General features: G+C 46.5%; 12 protein-coding genes. 11 read left to right on the plus strand and 1 reads right to left on the minus strand.

Annotation, left to right across the window (positions count from 1 at the left end; genetic code table 11):
- The first annotated feature begins 31 nt into the window (after positions 1-31).
- From NSS94_RS05700 to NSS94_RS05750, 11 genes are all read left to right on the plus strand, one after another.
- A complete protein-coding gene (locus NSS94_RS05700; RefSeq protein WP_341040394.1) occupies positions 32-1,768 on the plus strand; it encodes an ABC transporter ATP-binding protein in 1,737 nt (578 codons plus the stop codon).
- A complete protein-coding gene (locus NSS94_RS05705) occupies positions 1,749-3,587 on the plus strand; it encodes an ABC transporter ATP-binding protein (protein ID WP_341038882.1) in 1,839 nt (612 codons plus the stop codon). Before NSS94_RS05700 ends, NSS94_RS05705 begins: the two co-directional genes overlap by 20 nt.
- A 319-nt stretch (positions 3,588-3,906) precedes the next feature.
- A complete protein-coding gene (locus NSS94_RS05710) occupies positions 3,907-4,563 on the plus strand; it encodes a DJ-1/PfpI family protein (protein ID WP_039269397.1) in 657 nt (218 codons plus the stop codon).
- A 143-nt stretch (positions 4,564-4,706) separates the two neighbouring features.
- A complete protein-coding gene (locus NSS94_RS05715) occupies positions 4,707-5,906 on the plus strand; it encodes an MFS transporter (protein ID WP_341038884.1) in 1,200 nt (399 codons plus the stop codon).
- Positions 5,899-6,558 (plus strand): TetR/AcrR family transcriptional regulator, encoded by a 660-nt coding sequence (locus NSS94_RS05720; RefSeq protein WP_341038886.1) that lies wholly within the window; start codon positions 5,899-5,901, stop codon positions 6,556-6,558. Before NSS94_RS05715 ends, NSS94_RS05720 begins: the two co-directional genes overlap by 8 nt.
- A gap of 146 nt (positions 6,559-6,704) precedes the next feature.
- A complete protein-coding gene (locus NSS94_RS05725; RefSeq protein ID WP_069010343.1) occupies positions 6,705-7,616 on the plus strand; it encodes an AraC family transcriptional regulator in 912 nt (303 codons plus the stop codon).
- Between the two features lie 459 nt (positions 7,617-8,075).
- Positions 8,076-8,735: a hypothetical protein gene (locus NSS94_RS05730; RefSeq protein ID WP_029516074.1), complete on the plus strand. Its 660-nt coding sequence runs from the start codon at positions 8,076-8,078 to the stop codon at positions 8,733-8,735.
- Positions 8,723-10,147, plus strand: coding sequence for a hypothetical protein (locus NSS94_RS05735; protein ID WP_069010344.1), 1,425 nt, complete (start codon positions 8,723-8,725; stop codon positions 10,145-10,147). Before NSS94_RS05730 ends, NSS94_RS05735 begins: the two co-directional genes overlap by 13 nt.
- Before the next feature lie 15 nt (positions 10,148-10,162).
- Positions 10,163-10,591: a DUF4280 domain-containing protein gene (locus NSS94_RS05740; RefSeq protein ID WP_029516076.1), complete on the plus strand. Its 429-nt coding sequence runs from the start codon at positions 10,163-10,165 to the stop codon at positions 10,589-10,591.
- Positions 10,592-10,611: 20 nt separating this feature from the next.
- Entirely contained in the window at positions 10,612-14,034 is a 3,423-nt protein-coding gene (locus NSS94_RS05745; RefSeq protein ID WP_209950046.1) for a phage baseplate assembly protein V, read from the plus strand.
- A 125-nt stretch (positions 14,035-14,159) separates the two neighbouring features.
- Entirely contained in the window at positions 14,160-14,966 is an 807-nt protein-coding gene (locus NSS94_RS05750) for a hypothetical protein (protein WP_029516078.1), read from the plus strand.
- A gap of 545 nt (positions 14,967-15,511) precedes the next feature.
- Here the strand turns inward: NSS94_RS05750 and NSS94_RS05755 are convergent.
- Positions 15,512-16,912 (minus strand): sugar porter family MFS transporter, encoded by a 1,401-nt coding sequence (locus NSS94_RS05755; RefSeq protein WP_029516079.1) that lies wholly within the window; start codon positions 16,910-16,912, stop codon positions 15,512-15,514.
- Between the last annotated feature and the right edge of the window lie 179 nt (positions 16,913-17,091).

A 17,091-nucleotide genomic window follows, 5' to 3' on the forward strand; every position in this document is an offset into this window, starting at 1 on the left:
GCTATGGGCAATTGGAGGAATGCTTGTGGGGATGATGTTCTCTTTTCTAAAAAAATATCGGGTTCCAGCCATCGCGGCGCTCGTGATGATGTTGCTGGAATTGACGGTAGAGTTATCGCAGCCGTATTTGATCTCCAAAATCATAGATGAGGGCATTCGGCAACAGAATTTGTCCGTCGTCTGGTTATGGGGCAGTGTACTGGTGGGAAGTGCCGTTATCGCTTTTATGGCGGGGATATCCAGCTCTTTTTTTGCTTCACATGCAAGTCAGGGCTTCGGCTATGATTTGCGGGAAAAGCTGTACCGTAAAGTGCAATCCTTTTCGTATCCTGTGTTTAAACGTTTTGCCACTTCGTCGCTGATTACGCGCCTGACCGGGGATGTCACGCAAGTACAGGATACGGTGTTTATGAGCCTGCGGTTTATGACACGAGTTCCGCTTGTAGTCATCGGCAGTATTGTGATGGCACTGGTTGTACATTTCAGGCTTGGGCTGCTATTGGCGGTTATGGCCCCGGTGCTGTTCGTGTTTGTGCTGGTGATGATGCGGCGAACGGTCACTTTGTTTAAGGGTGTCCAGCGTCGCCTGGATGACGTTAACGGAGTGATTCAGGAGAACCTGACAGGAATCCGGCTCATCCGGGTTTTTGTACGGATGCGGCATGAAATCGAACGTTTCGCCCATTACGGAGGCGAATTGATGAAAGGGACGGTGTCCGCTCTACGCTGGACGGAAACGACGATGCCGTTCATTTTGTTTACGATGAATGCAGGGATTATTGCAGTACTTTGGTTCGGACGCGGCCAAATTTCCACTGGGGATGCCAGTGTAGGACAGGTGGTCGCAGTCGTCAATTATTCACTGCGGACGATTGGAGCCTTGTCTGCCTTATCAGGTATCGTTGTTGTGTTTTCCCGGGCAACTGCATCTACGGGGCGGATCCGAGAGATATTGGAAACTTCTAATGAAGATAGGCATGGGCTGGAGCCTGTTTCAACACATCATACACGGATTGAGGGACAGGTGGAAATGGACCGGGTGAGCTTTCATTATCCGGGCAGTGATCTGGCTGTCCTAAAGGAAATATCTTTTAAAGCGCAATCGGGCGAGCGGATAGCTATTATGGGGGCCACTGGCTCGGGAAAATCCTCACTTGTGCAGTTGATTACGCGTCTCTATGAAGAGGATGAAGGTCATGTGCGCTTTGACGGAAAGGACGCTCGTGAACTGGATGCGTCCATATTGCGAGAGGCCATTGGCTATGTCCCTCAGGAGGTACTGCTATTCACCGGCTCGATTCGGGATAATATTGCTTGGGGGCTGGAGAATGCCAGCCTGGAGGAAATTAAGGAAGCCGCACGCATGGCGCAAATCCATAGTATGATTGAACGCTTGCCGCAAGGCTATGATACGATGCTCGGGCAGCGTGGCGTCAATCTGTCTGGCGGACAGAAACAGCGACTTTCGATTGCCCGCGCGCTGGTACGCCAGCCGGCAGTGCTGATTTTGGACGACAGCACAAGTGCGCTGGATGTAGGGACGGAGGCAGCACTACTGAATGCACTCGATGGCCTGTCCTGTACGACATTTCTCATTACGCAGAAAATCAGCTCGACTGCATCGGCAGATCAGATTTTACTGCTGGATGAGGGTCGTCTGATGGCAAGCGGAAGTCATAAGCATCTCATGGATAGCTCGGATCTGTATCGACGTATCTATGGATCACAATATGGAAAGGAGGAGTCGCATGTTCAAGGAACTCATTGAACCGTTCCGTCAGCCTACACCGCCGTCCGGTGTGCTGCGAAATCTGGCGGGAGCTGAAGGACGCCGCAAGGCCAAAGCGAAAAACTGGTCTGGCACGTTAGGACGGATATGGGCTTATCTGGCTCGTCGTAAGGCCAAACTGATGCTGGTACTGTTCATGGTGCTGCTCAGCTCCGGGCTGGCTTTGCTGGGTCCATATCTGGTTGGTGTAGCGGTGGATGATTTTCTCGAAGGTCCGGGTGGACGCACGTGGATTTATTTTCTCATCGGATTAGGGGCTGTATATCTACTGAACTCGCTGACCTCCTGGCTGCAAAATATCTGGATGATTGAGATTGCCCAAGAGACGGTGTACCGCATGCGTTTCGATCTGTTTTCACATTTGCATCGACTACCGATTCCTTTTTACAGCAAACGTCAGCAGGGAGAGATCATGAGCCGTCTGACCAATGATATCGAAAATGTCAGTTCTACGCTGAACAGCTCCGCCATTCAGATTTTTTCGAGCATATTGACGTTAATCGGTACACTCACGGTGATGCTGTGGTTAAGCCCGCTGCTGACCCTGCTGACCTTTATCGTGGTGCCGTTAATGGCTGCCGGGATGCGCTGGATTACACGTCGTACCGGGCCCTTATATAAGGAACGACAGAAGAATGTGGGCGAACTGAACGGATACATCGAAGAAACGCTGTCCGGGCAGCAGATTATTAAAGCATTTTCGCAGGAAAAGAGAGTCATCCATGGTTTTGGCGAGCGCAATGACCGTATTCGGCTGTCGGGCTTCTGGGCACAAACGATTTCAGGCTTTATACCGAAGCTGATGAATGGACTGAATAATCTCAGCTTTGCTATTGTAGCGGGGATCGGTGGGATTTTGGCCCTTCGCGGCTCCATTACTATAGGTACAATTATTGTATTCGTAGAATATGCCCGCCAGTTCACCAGACCGCTGAACGATTTGGCTAACCAGTGGAACACCCTGCTGTCTGCTATTGCCGGAGCTGAGCGTGTATTTGAAATATTGGATGAAGATGAAGAGTCCAAGGATGAACGCGGCGCAGTGGAGGTAGCGCATGTGGAGGGGGCGGTGCGGTTTACGGATGTTTCCTTCGGTTATGATGAGGGAAGTGCTACACTGGAAGGTATCTCTTTTGAAGCCAAACCTGGTGAAATGATCGCGCTGGTCGGTCCGACCGGGGCAGGAAAAACGACACTGATCCAGCTCCTTTCTAGATTCTATAGCCCCGACAAGGGCACGATTACGCTGGACGGACGCGATATTACCACCATACAGCGTGAAAGCTTGCGCTCCCGCATGGCATTTGTGCTACAGGACTCCTTCCTGTTTCAGGGGACGATTCGTGAAAATATCCGTTTCGGCAGACTGGACGCCACCGATGAGGAGGTTGAACAAGCATCGAAACTGGCCAACGCCCATTCCTTTATCATGCGGATGAAGGACGGATACGACAAGGTGCTGGAAGCGAACGGCAGCGGCATCAGTCAAGGGCAAAAACAACTGCTGGCTATTGCCCGTGCTATTTTGGCCAACCCTTCCATTCTTGTACTCGACGAGGCAACCAGCAGCATCGACACCATTACTGAGATGAAGATACAAGAAGGACTGGAGCGGCTTATGCAGGGTCGAACAAGTTTCGTCATCGCACATCGGCTGAATACCATTCGTCTGGCTGACCGGATTCTGGTCTTGAAGGATGGCCGTCTGGAGGAGCAGGGTTCTCATGATGAGCTGCTGGCTCACAAAGGCTTTTACAGTGATTTATATTATGGTCAATTGAGTAAGCAAAGCTCTTAAGCCGGCTCTCGATTCACAGATTTGTAGGCAAGATGTAGAAGCTTTATGATGCTAAAAAGGACTACCCTGGGGGTAGCCCTTTTTAAGTATGCCTTTTGGTGACAAGAGATGTTTGAAATTAACATACCCCCTTGAGGGCAGAGGCTTTTACGCTGGTAAGCGTATTATTACTTCAAAAGGTCACTGTTCTGGTTGTGGGCAATATCGTCTATGAAGAAAGCCGAGCAGTGTTTTCACAAAATTAAATATACCCATACCCCGTATATGTATGTTAGTATGGGTGTGTAAGAATAAAATCCCACTTCAAAGGAGAGTCATCATGAAAATCGCAATCATGCTTTTCGATGGAATCACAGCATTAGATGCCATAGGTCCATATGATGTATTTGCTGCTACACTGAAATGTGAAGTGAAGTTTGTCGCTAAGAAAAAGGGGTTAGTCAAACTGGACTCAAATATGGGTTATTTGCATGCCGATTACAGTTTTTCTGAAGTACCTTCAGCTGATATTCTTGTTGTTCCAGGCTGCAGTCCGCCAAATTATAAAACTCCAATGAATGACGAAGAAACGTTAAACTGGATTCGCCAAATACATGAAACTACGAAATGGACCACGTCGGTTTGTAATGGCTCTCTGATTTTGAGCGCCGCAGGCTTGTTAAATGGAACCGTAGCCACCAGTCATTGGGGCTCCTTAGACCTGCTTCAATCTCTTGGAGCCATTCCAACAGATGAGAGAGTGGTTCGTCAGGGCAAAATCATTACAGCAGCCGGTGTCTCCTCTGGTATTGATATGGCACTCCAGCTAATAGCATGGGAATTGGGAGAAGACATGAGTAAAGGAGTCCAGCTGATTTTGGAATACGATCCTCAGCCTCCGTTTGACACGGGTTCACCCAAGAAAGCACCTGCTATATTGGTAGAACAAATAAGAGGTATGTTACAAGAGTTTGCAAAAAGGGAGCCTCATGTGTAAATCAAGAATAACAAGATCTCTTTTCGGTATTAGCTAGGCTCAATAGGTTTGTATTTTTATTTACAATGCCCCCTATTTCAACTAATATAGTTTACACATAGTAAAGGGTTACATAGTGTAAATGGTTGGAGGGGATTACAAACATGAGCAGCTTACCTAAGTCTGCTACATTTCCGCTTTTCATTCTGATGCTGAATTTGTTTATTGCTTTATTGGGTCAAGGCATGGTGATTCCCATTCTGCCTGAATATCTGAAACAATTTAATGCGGCAGGAGCTGCTGCGGGGTATCTTATTGCCGCATTTGGAGCAGCACAGTTTATTTTTTCGCCCCTAGGTGGGCAGCTTTCGGATAGATGGGGTCGAAAATCCATGATCATCACCGGTCTGTTTTTAACGGTCATTTCGGATCTCATGTTTGCTGTATCTACGACATTGCCCCTTTTATATATTGCCCGATTTATTGGGGGGATGGGTATTGGATTAATGGTTCCTTCCAATATGGCCTATGTTGCTGATATTACCACTCCTGAAACTCGCGCTAAAGGAATGGGGTACTTGGGTGCTTCCATGAATTTGGGGATGGTGCTTGGTCCGGGGTTAGGCGGTATGATCGCTGAGTTTGGCATAAGGGTGCCCTATTTTTTTGCTGGTGGACTTGGACTTGTTGCTACGCTGCTTAGCTTGTATATGCCAGAGACATTACCCAAGGAAAAACGAAAACCCGCTAGCCATTGGGTCCGCCGGGAACCCATTCGCAACCAAATCCTAAATTCATTTCGGACATCCTATTTTCGTTATCTTCTCCTCATTCTGATCATGACATTAGGTTTGATGAATTACGAAACAGTGTATGCTCTTTTTGTGGAACGAAAATATGGTTTTGATGCCACTAAAATCTCAATGATCATTACGGTTGGTGCAATTATAGGCATCGTTGTACAGATATGGCTACTTGATTATCTCATCAAGAGACTTGGTGAGATGAAGCTTATACGTCTTTCTTTGATCATGACAGCCATCGCTTTACTGTTAATGATCATTAAGATTAATTTAGGTTATTTGCTGGCGGTATCTGCTCTGTTTTTTGCTTTTAATGCCTTCCTAAGGCCAACCGTAAGTACAATGATCGCGAACTCAGCTGGTGATCGCCAAGGATATGCCGCTGGATTGAATACGACGTATACCAGCCTAGGCAATATATTGGGACCCATTTTAGCGGGCTTGTTGTTTGACAAACACATTCATATTCCTTATATTTTTGGTGCACTTATCCTTGCATCTGCCCTTTTCTTAACCTTACAAAAATCGAAAAATGAGAAACGGATGGTTGTGAATGACTGAGAACTGGCACCAGAATTTAAAAAACAAAAATCGGGAAGAACTCATTGCGGCTGCAAAGGAACTTTTTATGAAGCAAAGCTTTCTCAAAGTGAATATTAAGGATGTATGCAACGTGGCTGGTGTAAGCCGGGTCACATTCTATAAGCACTTTCAGTCCATGAACGAACTGATCTTTGAGGTCCAGATGGAAATCCTTGAGAGCATGACCGAATTTGTTAGAAGATCACCTTCAGCCGAAATGAGCGGTAAGGTGATGCTTACTTCGATGCTTGATGCATGGATTAATTACGCATGGCAACATCCGGAATACATCAAGTTTATTCTTTTATTCGATCTGCATTACGAAGCTTATGATTCAAATCAAGAACTCAAAGAACAGTACAACAATTTTGTTAGCCGGGAAAAGGAACGACATTTCCTGATGGATGCTCTGGAAGCTGGAATCCAAGATGGATCTTTAAAGTCCGACACAGAACCCTTGAAGACCGCTCATTTTATTTTCACTTCTATGATGGGTATACTCCAGAAAATGAGTCTGACGTCCAGGGGCGATTGGAATAACGAACTTGAGGATATACAAATCGCTAACCGATTTGTGGGAATGTTGATTCAGTATTTAAGTCCAGAAAGTGATGAACCCCCTACCTTTTAGGTAGGAGTCGCCTGCTGTATTCCAAAGGATTATAGATCGTCCAATGGACGAAATAGAAGTACACGGCTCAGTCTGCTAAACTGTGAAAATAGAGCGATTACATATACTTGCCATATTAGCCTTATCTATTTCACGGAGGTGCGGGGATGAACGGAAGTCTGTTTGAGCCACGGCTGCGTGACGGGGATTATATTCCCCGCTTTTTTGCTTACTATTACAAGCAATGGCATGACTATACGATGTCTTACCACGATCATCATTCCACTGAAATTATGTACATGATTTCCGGCTTTTGCAGGGTAGATGTACAAACGGGAGAGAACACGGAAGAAAGCATCACGCTGCGTAAAGGCGAGTTTATTATGCTGGACGCAGGTGTACCGCATCGACTGGTGGTGGAAGGAGAACAACCGTGCCGGATGCTAAATGTAGAGTTTGGTTTTACGGAAGGGGTGAGGGTAGGGCCGTCTATCCGACAAATCGCAACGGAGGAGCAGGAGGTCACGACTCTCATGTCACGTCCGTTCCCGTATCTGGTACTATCGGACCCGGAAGAGGTATATTATGCGCTGAAAAGTCTCGTGCTGGAGCTGGACCAACGAAAAGAACAGCCGGGTGCAATGGCAGAGATGCTTTTTATGCAATTGCTAGTACGAATTGCACGTCTACGGGAAGAGGCAGAGCGTAGCAACACGCAGCAAACGGATATGTACATCAAACGATGCATTGAATTTCTCCATCTGAACTATGATCGAGAGATTGTGGTCAAGGACATGGCGGCGGCCGTGAATCTGCACCCAGGTTATTTGCACCGTATTTTCAAAAAACATACGGGGCTAACACTCACCGCGTATTTAACAATGCTGCGAATGGACAAGGCCCGTATGCTTCTTCAGCAAACGGACATTCCCATTCAAGAAATTGCCGATTATGTAGGCGTAGCCAGCAGGCAGTATTTTCATATGCTGTTCAAAAAGCACACAGGCCAAACCCCTGTAGAATACCGCTCTGCTGTAGAGCGCAATGTGAGGAACTATGCGGAGGAGGAAGGGGACTGAATATATAGGAAGTTTTATGATTTATTCATATTCGCGTGGAGCTTACCTGATAAATAAGGTAGGCTTTTTTTTGATTTTGAAAATAGGCAATTGGATTCAGGTTCAAAAGAATCATTTTTTGGGAGTTGAAATTCATATAATTATTTTAAATCGAAGATGTTCAGAGGCGAATTAACTTTATTTCTTTGAAAATGAAGACGTATTTTCACAAGTATGGATGCTTGCTTTGGGTAAAAAGAATCTGAATGATAGTAAATCTTTCATTTTTATGCATGATAATAGGTCTTATATCTTGATTGTTTTATAAGAGTTATAAATTGACAATAACAAAAACACTTCGTATGATACCTATAATGTAAGGTATAAATTGGAATTCAAATGGTTCTTTGGATTCAATTATGTTATAAAGTTCCATGAAATGAATATTGAGATTGAACATATAAAGGAGTTTTACCGTCGATGGGACATATGGATGAACAAATTGCAGACATGATTAATACTGCACGGAAGGAACAACAGGGTGCATCTGGTCTCCCGAAATCGGATTTACACAATTACATAGAATCTGAGAGCGGCTTGGAACTTTATCCACTTAAGATGCTGGACGGAGAACGAATCGCTTTTGCAGAACGTCCTTTGCTGAACGACAAAATTTCGATATGGTTGCCCCGGACTTTCACCGAGATGGGTGAGCGGGAGATTGAACTTAAATATCCTTCGAGTTATCGCCCACCGCTCATTTTGACCGATCCAACAGGGGAGATCAATTTTTCTTTTAACCTGACACCAAGCGAACTGACGGATGAGGAGCTAGAGGCGTTCACCAGCGAGATGATCTACATTTTGCACCACACGCAAAAGTTGACGGAATGGTATGCAGACGGTGTGTGCAAGGTGTACGGACGACGGGTGGGATACTGTGAATTTATGACTCCGGCTTTGAATACGCGTCTGTATAATCTGACCTTTTTTGCAGCTCTGGAAGGGCATGCGCTTATATGCTCATTTAACTGTACGGAGGAACGTATGGATACATGGCGTCCGGTCGCTCAACGTATGATGACCACACTAAAAATCCTGCCTAGTGAGGCTGAAGGAGAAGGAACATGGAGCAGATAAGCACCACCTATTCTAATCTGAAAATCACGCCTTATCAGCTTATCAATGTACAGGAGCTCTACCTGGTCAAGCAGCTGAACGACCACACTCGGTTGCGTTTTACCGCTGTCGTGCCTGAGGAACTAAAAGATACTTATGTGGATATGACCAAATTTGACTCACCTGTCGGAATCTCGCAGCTGGCTGAGGATGGCACGGAGGTTCCCTTGTTTAGCGGAACAGTGCTGGCGATTGAAGTGAAGGCGGTACGAGATGTGTACTACCTGGAGGTAGAGGCTGTGTCGCATACCTACAGGCTGGATGTACGCCCCCAAAGTCGTTCTTTTCAGGACAAAAATATGAAGGTGGATGAACTGCTGCGTCGTATTTCGCTTCTTTATCCTAGCTTGGACATCATGGATTCGGCCACCGGAGGAGCGTCGATCGGGCGGATGTGGGTGCAGTACCGCGAGACTGATTGGGCTTTTCTCAAGCGGCTGGCTTCCTATTACCATACCTCCCTTATGCCCGCGGCCATATTTGATACCCCAAAGTTCTATTTTGGCATTGAGGAAAGTGGAACAGCCGTTCAACTGGACAATTATCATTACACGGTAAGCAAAAGAATCTCGGCATATCGCTACTTTGCAGGCAATGATACAGCTTCGGTGGACGAGCAGGATTTTCTCGATTATACCGTTGAAACAGAGCAGGTGCTGGAACTGGGCAATGAAATCCAATTCCGTGGCAAAACGCTATATGTATACGAGGCACAAACTCGTATGACGCAGGGAGTACTGCTGCACACATATACCTTGACGACACATAAGGGGTTGCGACAGAAAGCGTATTATAACGAGCAGTTGACGGGTCTGTCTCTGGAGGGAAAAGTGATCGCTGTCGAACGTGATCGGGTTAAAGTGCATCTGGATATCGACCCGGAGCAGGACAAAAATACAGCCCACTGGTTTCCATATGCAACAGGGTATAGTGCAGAGGGGCATAGTGGCTGGTATGTGATGCCTGAGCTGGGGGATAAAGTGCGTATTTATTTCCCGAACCAGCATGATGACGAGGGCATCGCGAGTAGCTCGGTCCGGCAGGATCGGGGGGATGGCGGCCACAATCATTTGAAGCATCCCGACGTAAAAATTTTCCGAACGCCACATGGTAAGGAAATCCGCTTGACACCGGACGAGGTGGTGATTACCGGCAAGGATGGCGCTGTTTTCATCAAGCTGAATCAGGGCGACGGTATTCATATGGTGAGCAACAAAGATATTCATTTTTCGGCAGGCGGTAACATCCACATGGAGGCGGGGCAAAAGGTGACTATTTCCGCCGGTCAGGAAATCAACCTGTCCAGCCGCAGCAGCCATATTACACTCGGTGGTGACACATCGGTCGTTGGCAGCGAAGTCAAAACGAATTGACGGAGGAAGCAGACCATGGCAAAAGAAAAAGCATCCATGACCATTCAGGCCGGATCAGGTGCAAAAAAAGGATATGTGGTTGCAGGGGCTATTTTGAAATGCAACCGTGGTACACAACCCACCCGGCTCAAGCGTCCGTTTAGCCACGGTGTTTACATCAAGGACAAGGCCCAGATGAATGTGGGGGATCACGAACCGGGAGTTCATATATCTGGGTTTGGTAACTGTTTTAGCTCGGCCAATCCGGCGGTTCAAAATAGCGAGATGGTGGACATTTTCGGTGTGAAGAAGGCGCCTTGTATTCCGGTCATTCTTCGACCCTGGATTGGGGGCAAGCAGGATGTGCTCGTCGAGGGACAGCCTGCCTTGCTGGAGCATTGTACCAATGCCTGCCTGTATTGCGGAGCAATAACGATTGAAAATGACGGGCAGAATCTGGAATGATAGTGGGGGTTTCTCATCAAATGGACAAGGTGCAGGAAACATCCGGTTACCGTCATGTGGAATTACTGAGTAAAGTTCCGCTGCAAACCATGACAGACATTCGTATTGAGCGTAGATTGGGCGACCATGTGCGTTTGGTAGTAAGTGGTATCGTGCCGGAGGAAAATCAGGAACGGTTTATGGAGTTAGAGAGTGAAGCCGAACCGGTTGAAGTCATCGAAAAGGACAAGGATGGCCAGCGGCTGCGTACGTTGTTTCATGGACAAATGACGCGTATCACGCTGAAGCAGGTACACGGTATTCATTACGTACAGTTAGAGGCCATATCGCATACGATTCGGCTCGATGTGAGGCCTGTGACCCGGTCTTTTCAAAATCATACCATGACGTATGGGCAGCTGCTGAAGCAGGTACTTACTGGTTATACAGGCGCAGATGTGATTGATACGGTCAGCGGGGGTGCTCAACTGGGCGCTTTGACATTGCAGTACAGAGAAACAGACTGGGCATTTTTGAAAAGGATGGCTTCCAGATTTGGAGCTGTGCTTGTGCCTGAGGCTGCCGCAGATGCCCCCAAGTTCTGGTTCGGTATTCCCGAGGGGCGACCCGCAACACTGGATGAGGTCCCGTATCGTTCAAGAAAAAGCTTTGTCGGCGCAGATGGGGCTTTTTCTGACGGGGACGGTTTGTCATGTGGAGCATCGTCGGTGTACGAAGCCGCAGCAATCCTTGGCGGCCCTCTTCCAGGATCGGGTCATGTGGACGACGGAATAAAATATTTTTGGAGTGATTCAAGCAGCAGTGAGCGACTATCTGCTGTCAGCGTGGATGGCTTCATGGGTAGAGCATTGCCTGGAGGAGCAGACCTTTGGCAAAGACAGCCGGGGATTCAAATCGGTATGCGCCATAACGAAGCCAACACCCCCTATGGTACGTTCTATACTGTGGAGAGTGCACGATATTTCCGCCCGGGAGATGTACTCTCTTTTCAAGGCAAGGAACTGCTCGTTGCGGATATCGTGTCCCGGATGGACCGGGGGTTGTTTTTACATACCTATACACTGGTTTCTGAAGATGAAATTCGGCAAAAGCCGATCTGGAACCATTCAGTGAGAGGGGCCTCCCTAGAGGGCCAGGTACTGGAAGTTGAGCGGGATCAGGTACGTGTACATCTCACCATAGATGCTGTACAGGAACGGGAAAAGGCATGCTGGCTCCCCTATGCAACAGGCTATAGTGCAGAGGGCCATAGCGGCTGGTATGTGATGCCCGAAAAAGGAGACATGGTGCAGGTACAGTTCCCGACTTTGCAGGAGTCGGATGGTTTTGCAGCCAGGTCTGTGAGGCGCAGTGGCAAGCCTATACCCGAGTTAGGCAATCCGGACATTAAATACTGGGGCACTCCTCATGACAAGCTGGTTAAGCTAAGCGCGCAAGAGTTGCTGGTATCGGCTAAAACGGATAGCGTATATATTTCACTTGATGCGAAGGGAATACAGGTACACAGTGACCATACGCTTTCAATTGCGGCCAAACGGGGGCTAACGATCCACGCGGAGGACACACTGGACATTACGGCAAACGAGGCCATTTATTTGCAAGCAGGTAGCAGTAGTATGGTGATAGACGGAGAGACGGATATTCGTTCGTCGCGAGTGAAGCTGGATGGGATAATCAAGCGTCCGGTTTTCGTCGCTGATCTGGAGCCCGTGCCAGAACCGCCGTTGATGTCGATCAAGGCGTATCAGGCCGCCCACGCGCCGAAGAGTACTGGCGGGGCAGGAGGAGGTTCTCCGAGTGAACAGGGTTCGGGGAGCAGCAAGCCTGGGAAGGTAGGTGTTTCCCCCGCTGCGTCTGCATCGCCCAAGGCAAACCTGCTGGGCGGTATGCTGAACGTAGCTCAGAAGGCGCTGAGTATCATCGGTACGGTTCCCGTATTGGGAACGCCTGCCCGGATAGTGAGCAGCAAGCTCGCCTCTATTCGCCGCGACGTTGCCAAGGGAGGATCAACCCGTGCCTTGAAGTATGCGGCCGCTGGTTTATCCATGCTGGCAGGCGTGCCATCAGGAGGCTGGGCTGTGCTGGCCGGAAGGAATCTGGCGCGGGAAGCCGTAGCCTTTAACCGCCGGGTAGCTGCTTATAAAAAGAGCGGTGTCGGACAACGCTACGCCGCCGCTTACAGAGGCAAAGTATGGACGGCAGCCCGCAACATCGCTAGTTCCAGATCATTAGGGGAGCTAGCGAAAAATCTAGCCCATAATATGGACAAGCTGAACACGGAGTATCACAAAATTCCGCTTGAAGTGAGAAAAGGTTGGCGGAATAAGGAAGTTGAACAGTTACAACCCTTAGATGCCACCGGAGCGAAGAAAATTCTTGATGAGAAATTTGGTTCCATTAATCAAAATGACCAAAATAGAAATCTTGAATTTGAGGAATATGTTAAGAATGTAATGGTGATGCGTGAAGGAGAAACAGGTTTTTTAGAAGAAAAAGAAAGATTAAGGAATGAGTATGAAAGATATTATAAGTTTAATCCAAATAGGGATTTTGAAACTTGGTTTGCAAGGCTAACACAAACGAGTAAAGTAGAAAGTAACTCGGAGACAAAAGCCCAGTGGGCCTTCGTAGAGCTGATTTTAAATAAAAAGGATCCGTACCCTAGGCCAGTAAATCCCGAGCTAAAAGGAAAAACAGAGCCAGATGTTCGTTTAGAAACTGTGATGAATGCAGGAGCCAAAAAAGCGGAAAAAGAACAAGCTGAAGCTGATCTAAGGCGATGGTATCAAAATTTATACAAGGGTAAGCAACAACAGACTTTTGAAGAATGGTTTGCCCATCTTACAAGTAGTGATAAGATGGAAGCCGAGCAGGCACTAAGTGAATTCCGTGGGAAGATAGCATTAGAGAGCGCAATTTCTCAAGCACAGTTCGAACTCATAATTTCCACCGCATCTATCTTCCAATCAAGACAGAGCACCCGTCCGACTCTTGGTATTGTATCTCGCGGCATGTCAAAAGGAGCAGGGGGCATTAAGGGGAATCCTAAGATACCAGAGGGGACGGGGAATCCTTCACCTGAACAATTGTTAAAAATTAAGCATGCTAATATGAAGAACCCTAGAGGGGGACTTAATGATTTGATTCCATTAGATATAAGGGTAGCTAAAAAGACGCAGAAACCTGTACGTAGGCATCTTACCCAAGGTGAAAAGAAACTAGCTCATCAGCATCTAGACGATCTTGCAGCACGCAGGAATGGGGATCCAAATGCAGCCCAAAGATTAGCTTCCGATAAGTACAGAGAACACCCCCGTGATGATGGATGGACTAGCCTCGACATTATTGATGAGAAAAAAACTACTGGAATAACGAACGTTATGAGGCTTCTTTATAAAGAAGTAGATGATGGGATAGAATGGAGAGTTATTCAGAACCATTAAAATTAGGAAAGGCGAGTTTTAAAATTTAAGTAGAGAAGCACCAGCAAAAGGAAATTATCCATGGTAGGCTTCAGCCTTTAAGAAGATATGGATACTATTTTAAGCGGAATGGAAGATGAAAAAAGATGATTAAAAGGATTCTAGAATTAATAGCGAATGCTCTTTTAGACGAAGATAATTATCTCTTAGAAGATGCTTTAAGGTTACTAAAGACTAATGCTAATTTAGAAGAATTAGTAGATGATTACTATACTCAGCTTGTGCGCATAATTCCTATGGTTAAGGAAGATAGTGCGAAAGTACTTTTAATCGAAACCATAGTTAATTCTCCAGATTTCAATGGTGATGATGAACTCTTAGATGAGTATATAAAACTGATCGCACAAGGTGCGACTTATGTCAAGGATGCAGTCAGCTGTTTAAATTCATTTAATAATCATGGATGTAATGAGATATTTGTAAAACTAGCCGAAAATGTAGATAAAGAACTTGCCTTTGAAATATTAGTATTAATGGACGAATCTAAGTGGGGACCAGTCCCTAAGTCTCTTCAGCCCTTTTCACAACAACTTGAGTCATTTGCGAAAGAGGTTCGGTTACAACAAAAAATAGGGTACCGTTCATGGATTATTGGAGCATTTTTGTTAATTGTTCATCCGTTGTGTTCAAAATATGCATCTATAAGTGCGTTAACCTTCGGATATCCTTATACTGAAGCGGCCGTAAACGATTGGGCGTGGGTAACTCCAAAAAGTACGGAATCTATAATTGAATCTAAAATAGTAACCCCGAAGGAAGCTGAAATATTGAGGGAATTAGGCGGATTATTATGGAATAAGACGAATCTGACTCCAGAACTAGCTACAAAGCTTTACTCGGAATTTTTTGAGGATAGGAATCCGTTTGATGTTATTTTTACTTTGCCAGAGTAGTATAATTCTTTGACAATAAAAAAATGTTAAGGAATGAAAGGGGATAATTCTTTAAATAGTTTGGTAATTTCTTTACAATTCCAGTAACAAGATCGTACAATACAACCAACAAACAAACACTTGATAAATTTTCAAAAGCTCTTCCCAACTTGAACCCTGAGTAGGAATGAGCTTTTTTTGCCTGCAGAAAATGAGCTGAGGAGCTGAACTAAATGACAAAACGTGAACAAGTCATTCAACAGATGGGGCTGCTTACATAGGCACATAAAGCATACGAATAGCTTATGGATGAAATTCGTGGTTACTGCCAGCAAGCTAAGGAATTGTGCGAACAGTTGGCGTTAGTCAACGCTACGTCGTCGCTATCCATTAATCAAAAACTGCCCATCATAATTTCGAGTGATTAAAGGAGAAGCAGGAGGATAAATTACACATAAGCAACAAGAAGCCTCTGAACCATTACCGATTTAGGTCGGTATGAATTCAGAGGCCGTGTGATTTCATGCATTATAACAGTGCTGGGCTTTTTGAGAGCTAAAGTTGGGTCATTTCCCAAGCCACATATTTTCCATCTGTTCAAGTGATCTCCCCTTGGTTTCGGGAACCTTGCGCCATATAAAGACTACGACGAATAACGAGATGGCTCCGAATAACCAGAAGGTATTGGACGGACCGGCTGAACTCAGCAGAGGAGGGAATGCCTGCGATACCAGATAATCACCGGCCCATAGTGCCATCGAAGCGATGGCTACAGCTTTGCCGCGAATGCGGTTCGGAAAGATCTCAGAGATCATGACCCATACGATTGGCCCAAGCGATATAGCGTAGGAGGCCACGTAGATCAATATCATGATGAGTACGAGCGGTCCGGTGGTCAAACCCATTTTGAATGCGGCTCCAATAATGACCAAACAGCAGGTCATCAACGAGGTGCCGATTATCAGCAGGATTTTTCGTCCCGCTTTGTCGATCAGCCATACAGATACGATGGTAAACAACACATTGATCAACCCGATCCAGATGGTCTGGGTCAAAGAAGCGTCCGTACCGAGTCCCATTCCTTTAAAGATAACCGGCGCGTAGTACAAAATGGCATTGATGCCGGTAATATGCTGCATAATGGCAAGCATGACACCGATAAAGAGAGCGACCCGAATACCGGGAGCGAACAATTGTTTCAATGAGTTGTTCTCATTTTTGAATGATTCCTTGATATCAAGCACTTCCTGCTTAGCGGCTTCTTCACCGTGAATTTTCAGCAATATCGGCAACGCTTCATAAGGCCGATTCTGTTTAATAAGCCATCTCGGGCTTTCGGGTATGAAGAGCATCAAGAGCATAAAGATCAGTCCTGGAACAGCTCCCACTCCGAACATCCAGCGCCAGGCTGTTGAGACACCCCAGGCTTCATCCCCCAGGCTGACGATCCACGAATTCTGAAAATAAACCAGGAAAATGCCCGTTACGATCGCCAGCTGATTTAAAGCAACCAAACGGCCGCGGTATTTGGCAGGAGCGATCTCCGCGTTGTACACCGGACAAACGGTGGAAGTGATGCCTATGCCAATGCCGCCGATCATGCGAAAGATAACATACCCGGTGAACGAGTCTTGAAGCGCAGAGCAGATCGAGCCGACGACGAATAAAAATCCGGCGGCCAGTAATACCTTTTTTCTACCGATCCTTTCACTCATGTAGCCAGAGAGAGCCGCTCCCGTGATACTCCCTACAATCAGACTCGACACCGCCCAACCAACCTGAAATTCGCTCAGCGAAAAACGCTGCTGTAGGAATTCAACTGCTCCCGAAACGACCGCGATATCAAAACCGAACAGTATCCCTCCAAGCGCAGCTACGATGGATACTAGCGTCACAAAAAGCATATTGGGTTTTTCCGATTGAAGCGCTTTCTGTTGAGCGCTTTCATTATGAATGATTACTCCCATATAATCATCTCCCCTCCAGATTCCTAAAACCTCATTCCGTTCTTCGAGGAGAAGTATAACATGCGCTTATAAAAGAAAGGCCGGTTATCGTCTTCAATAAACGGACCTTTTCACGCACGATTTTGGCTTCGGTTCCCGAATTGGAGACGGAGGAGCTAAATCTAGCATTACCTTGTCAT

This window comes from Paenibacillus sp. FSL L8-0644 (assembly GCF_038008165.1).
In the GTDB taxonomy this organism is placed as follows: domain Bacteria; phylum Bacillota; class Bacilli; order Paenibacillales; family Paenibacillaceae; genus Paenibacillus; species Paenibacillus polymyxa_D.

What these genes read in the sequence shown, in the direction of transcription:
- NSS94_RS05705 (WP_341038882.1), top strand. Translation starts at nt 1,749, where the DNA reads ATGTTCAAGGAACTCATTGAACCGTTCCGTCAGCCTACACCGCCGTCC.
- NSS94_RS05725 (WP_069010343.1), top strand. Translation starts at nt 6,705, where the DNA reads ATGAACGGAAGTCTGTTTGAGCCACGGCTGCGTGACGGGGATTATATT.
- NSS94_RS05750 (WP_029516078.1), top strand. Translation starts at nt 14,160, where the DNA reads ATGATTAAAAGGATTCTAGAATTAATAGCGAATGCTCTTTTAGACGAA.
- NSS94_RS05740 (WP_029516076.1), top strand. Translation starts at nt 10,163, where the DNA reads ATGGCAAAAGAAAAAGCATCCATGACCATTCAGGCCGGATCAGGTGCA.
- NSS94_RS05700 (WP_341040394.1), top strand. Translation starts at nt 32, where the DNA reads ATGATGTTCTCTTTTCTAAAAAAATATCGGGTTCCAGCCATCGCGGCG.
- NSS94_RS05720 (WP_341038886.1), top strand. Translation starts at nt 5,899, where the DNA reads ATGACTGAGAACTGGCACCAGAATTTAAAAAACAAAAATCGGGAAGAA.
- NSS94_RS05710 (WP_039269397.1), top strand. Translation starts at nt 3,907, where the DNA reads ATGAAAATCGCAATCATGCTTTTCGATGGAATCACAGCATTAGATGCC.
- NSS94_RS05755 (WP_029516079.1), bottom strand. Translation starts at nt 16,912, where the DNA reads ATGGGAGTAATCATTCATAATGAAAGCGCTCAACAGAAAGCGCTTCAA.
- NSS94_RS05745 (WP_209950046.1), top strand. Translation starts at nt 10,612, where the DNA reads ATGGACAAGGTGCAGGAAACATCCGGTTACCGTCATGTGGAATTACTG.
- NSS94_RS05735 (WP_069010344.1), top strand. Translation starts at nt 8,723, where the DNA reads ATGGAGCAGATAAGCACCACCTATTCTAATCTGAAAATCACGCCTTAT.
- NSS94_RS05715 (WP_341038884.1), top strand. Translation starts at nt 4,707, where the DNA reads ATGAGCAGCTTACCTAAGTCTGCTACATTTCCGCTTTTCATTCTGATG.
- NSS94_RS05730 (WP_029516074.1), top strand. Translation starts at nt 8,076, where the DNA reads ATGGGACATATGGATGAACAAATTGCAGACATGATTAATACTGCACGG.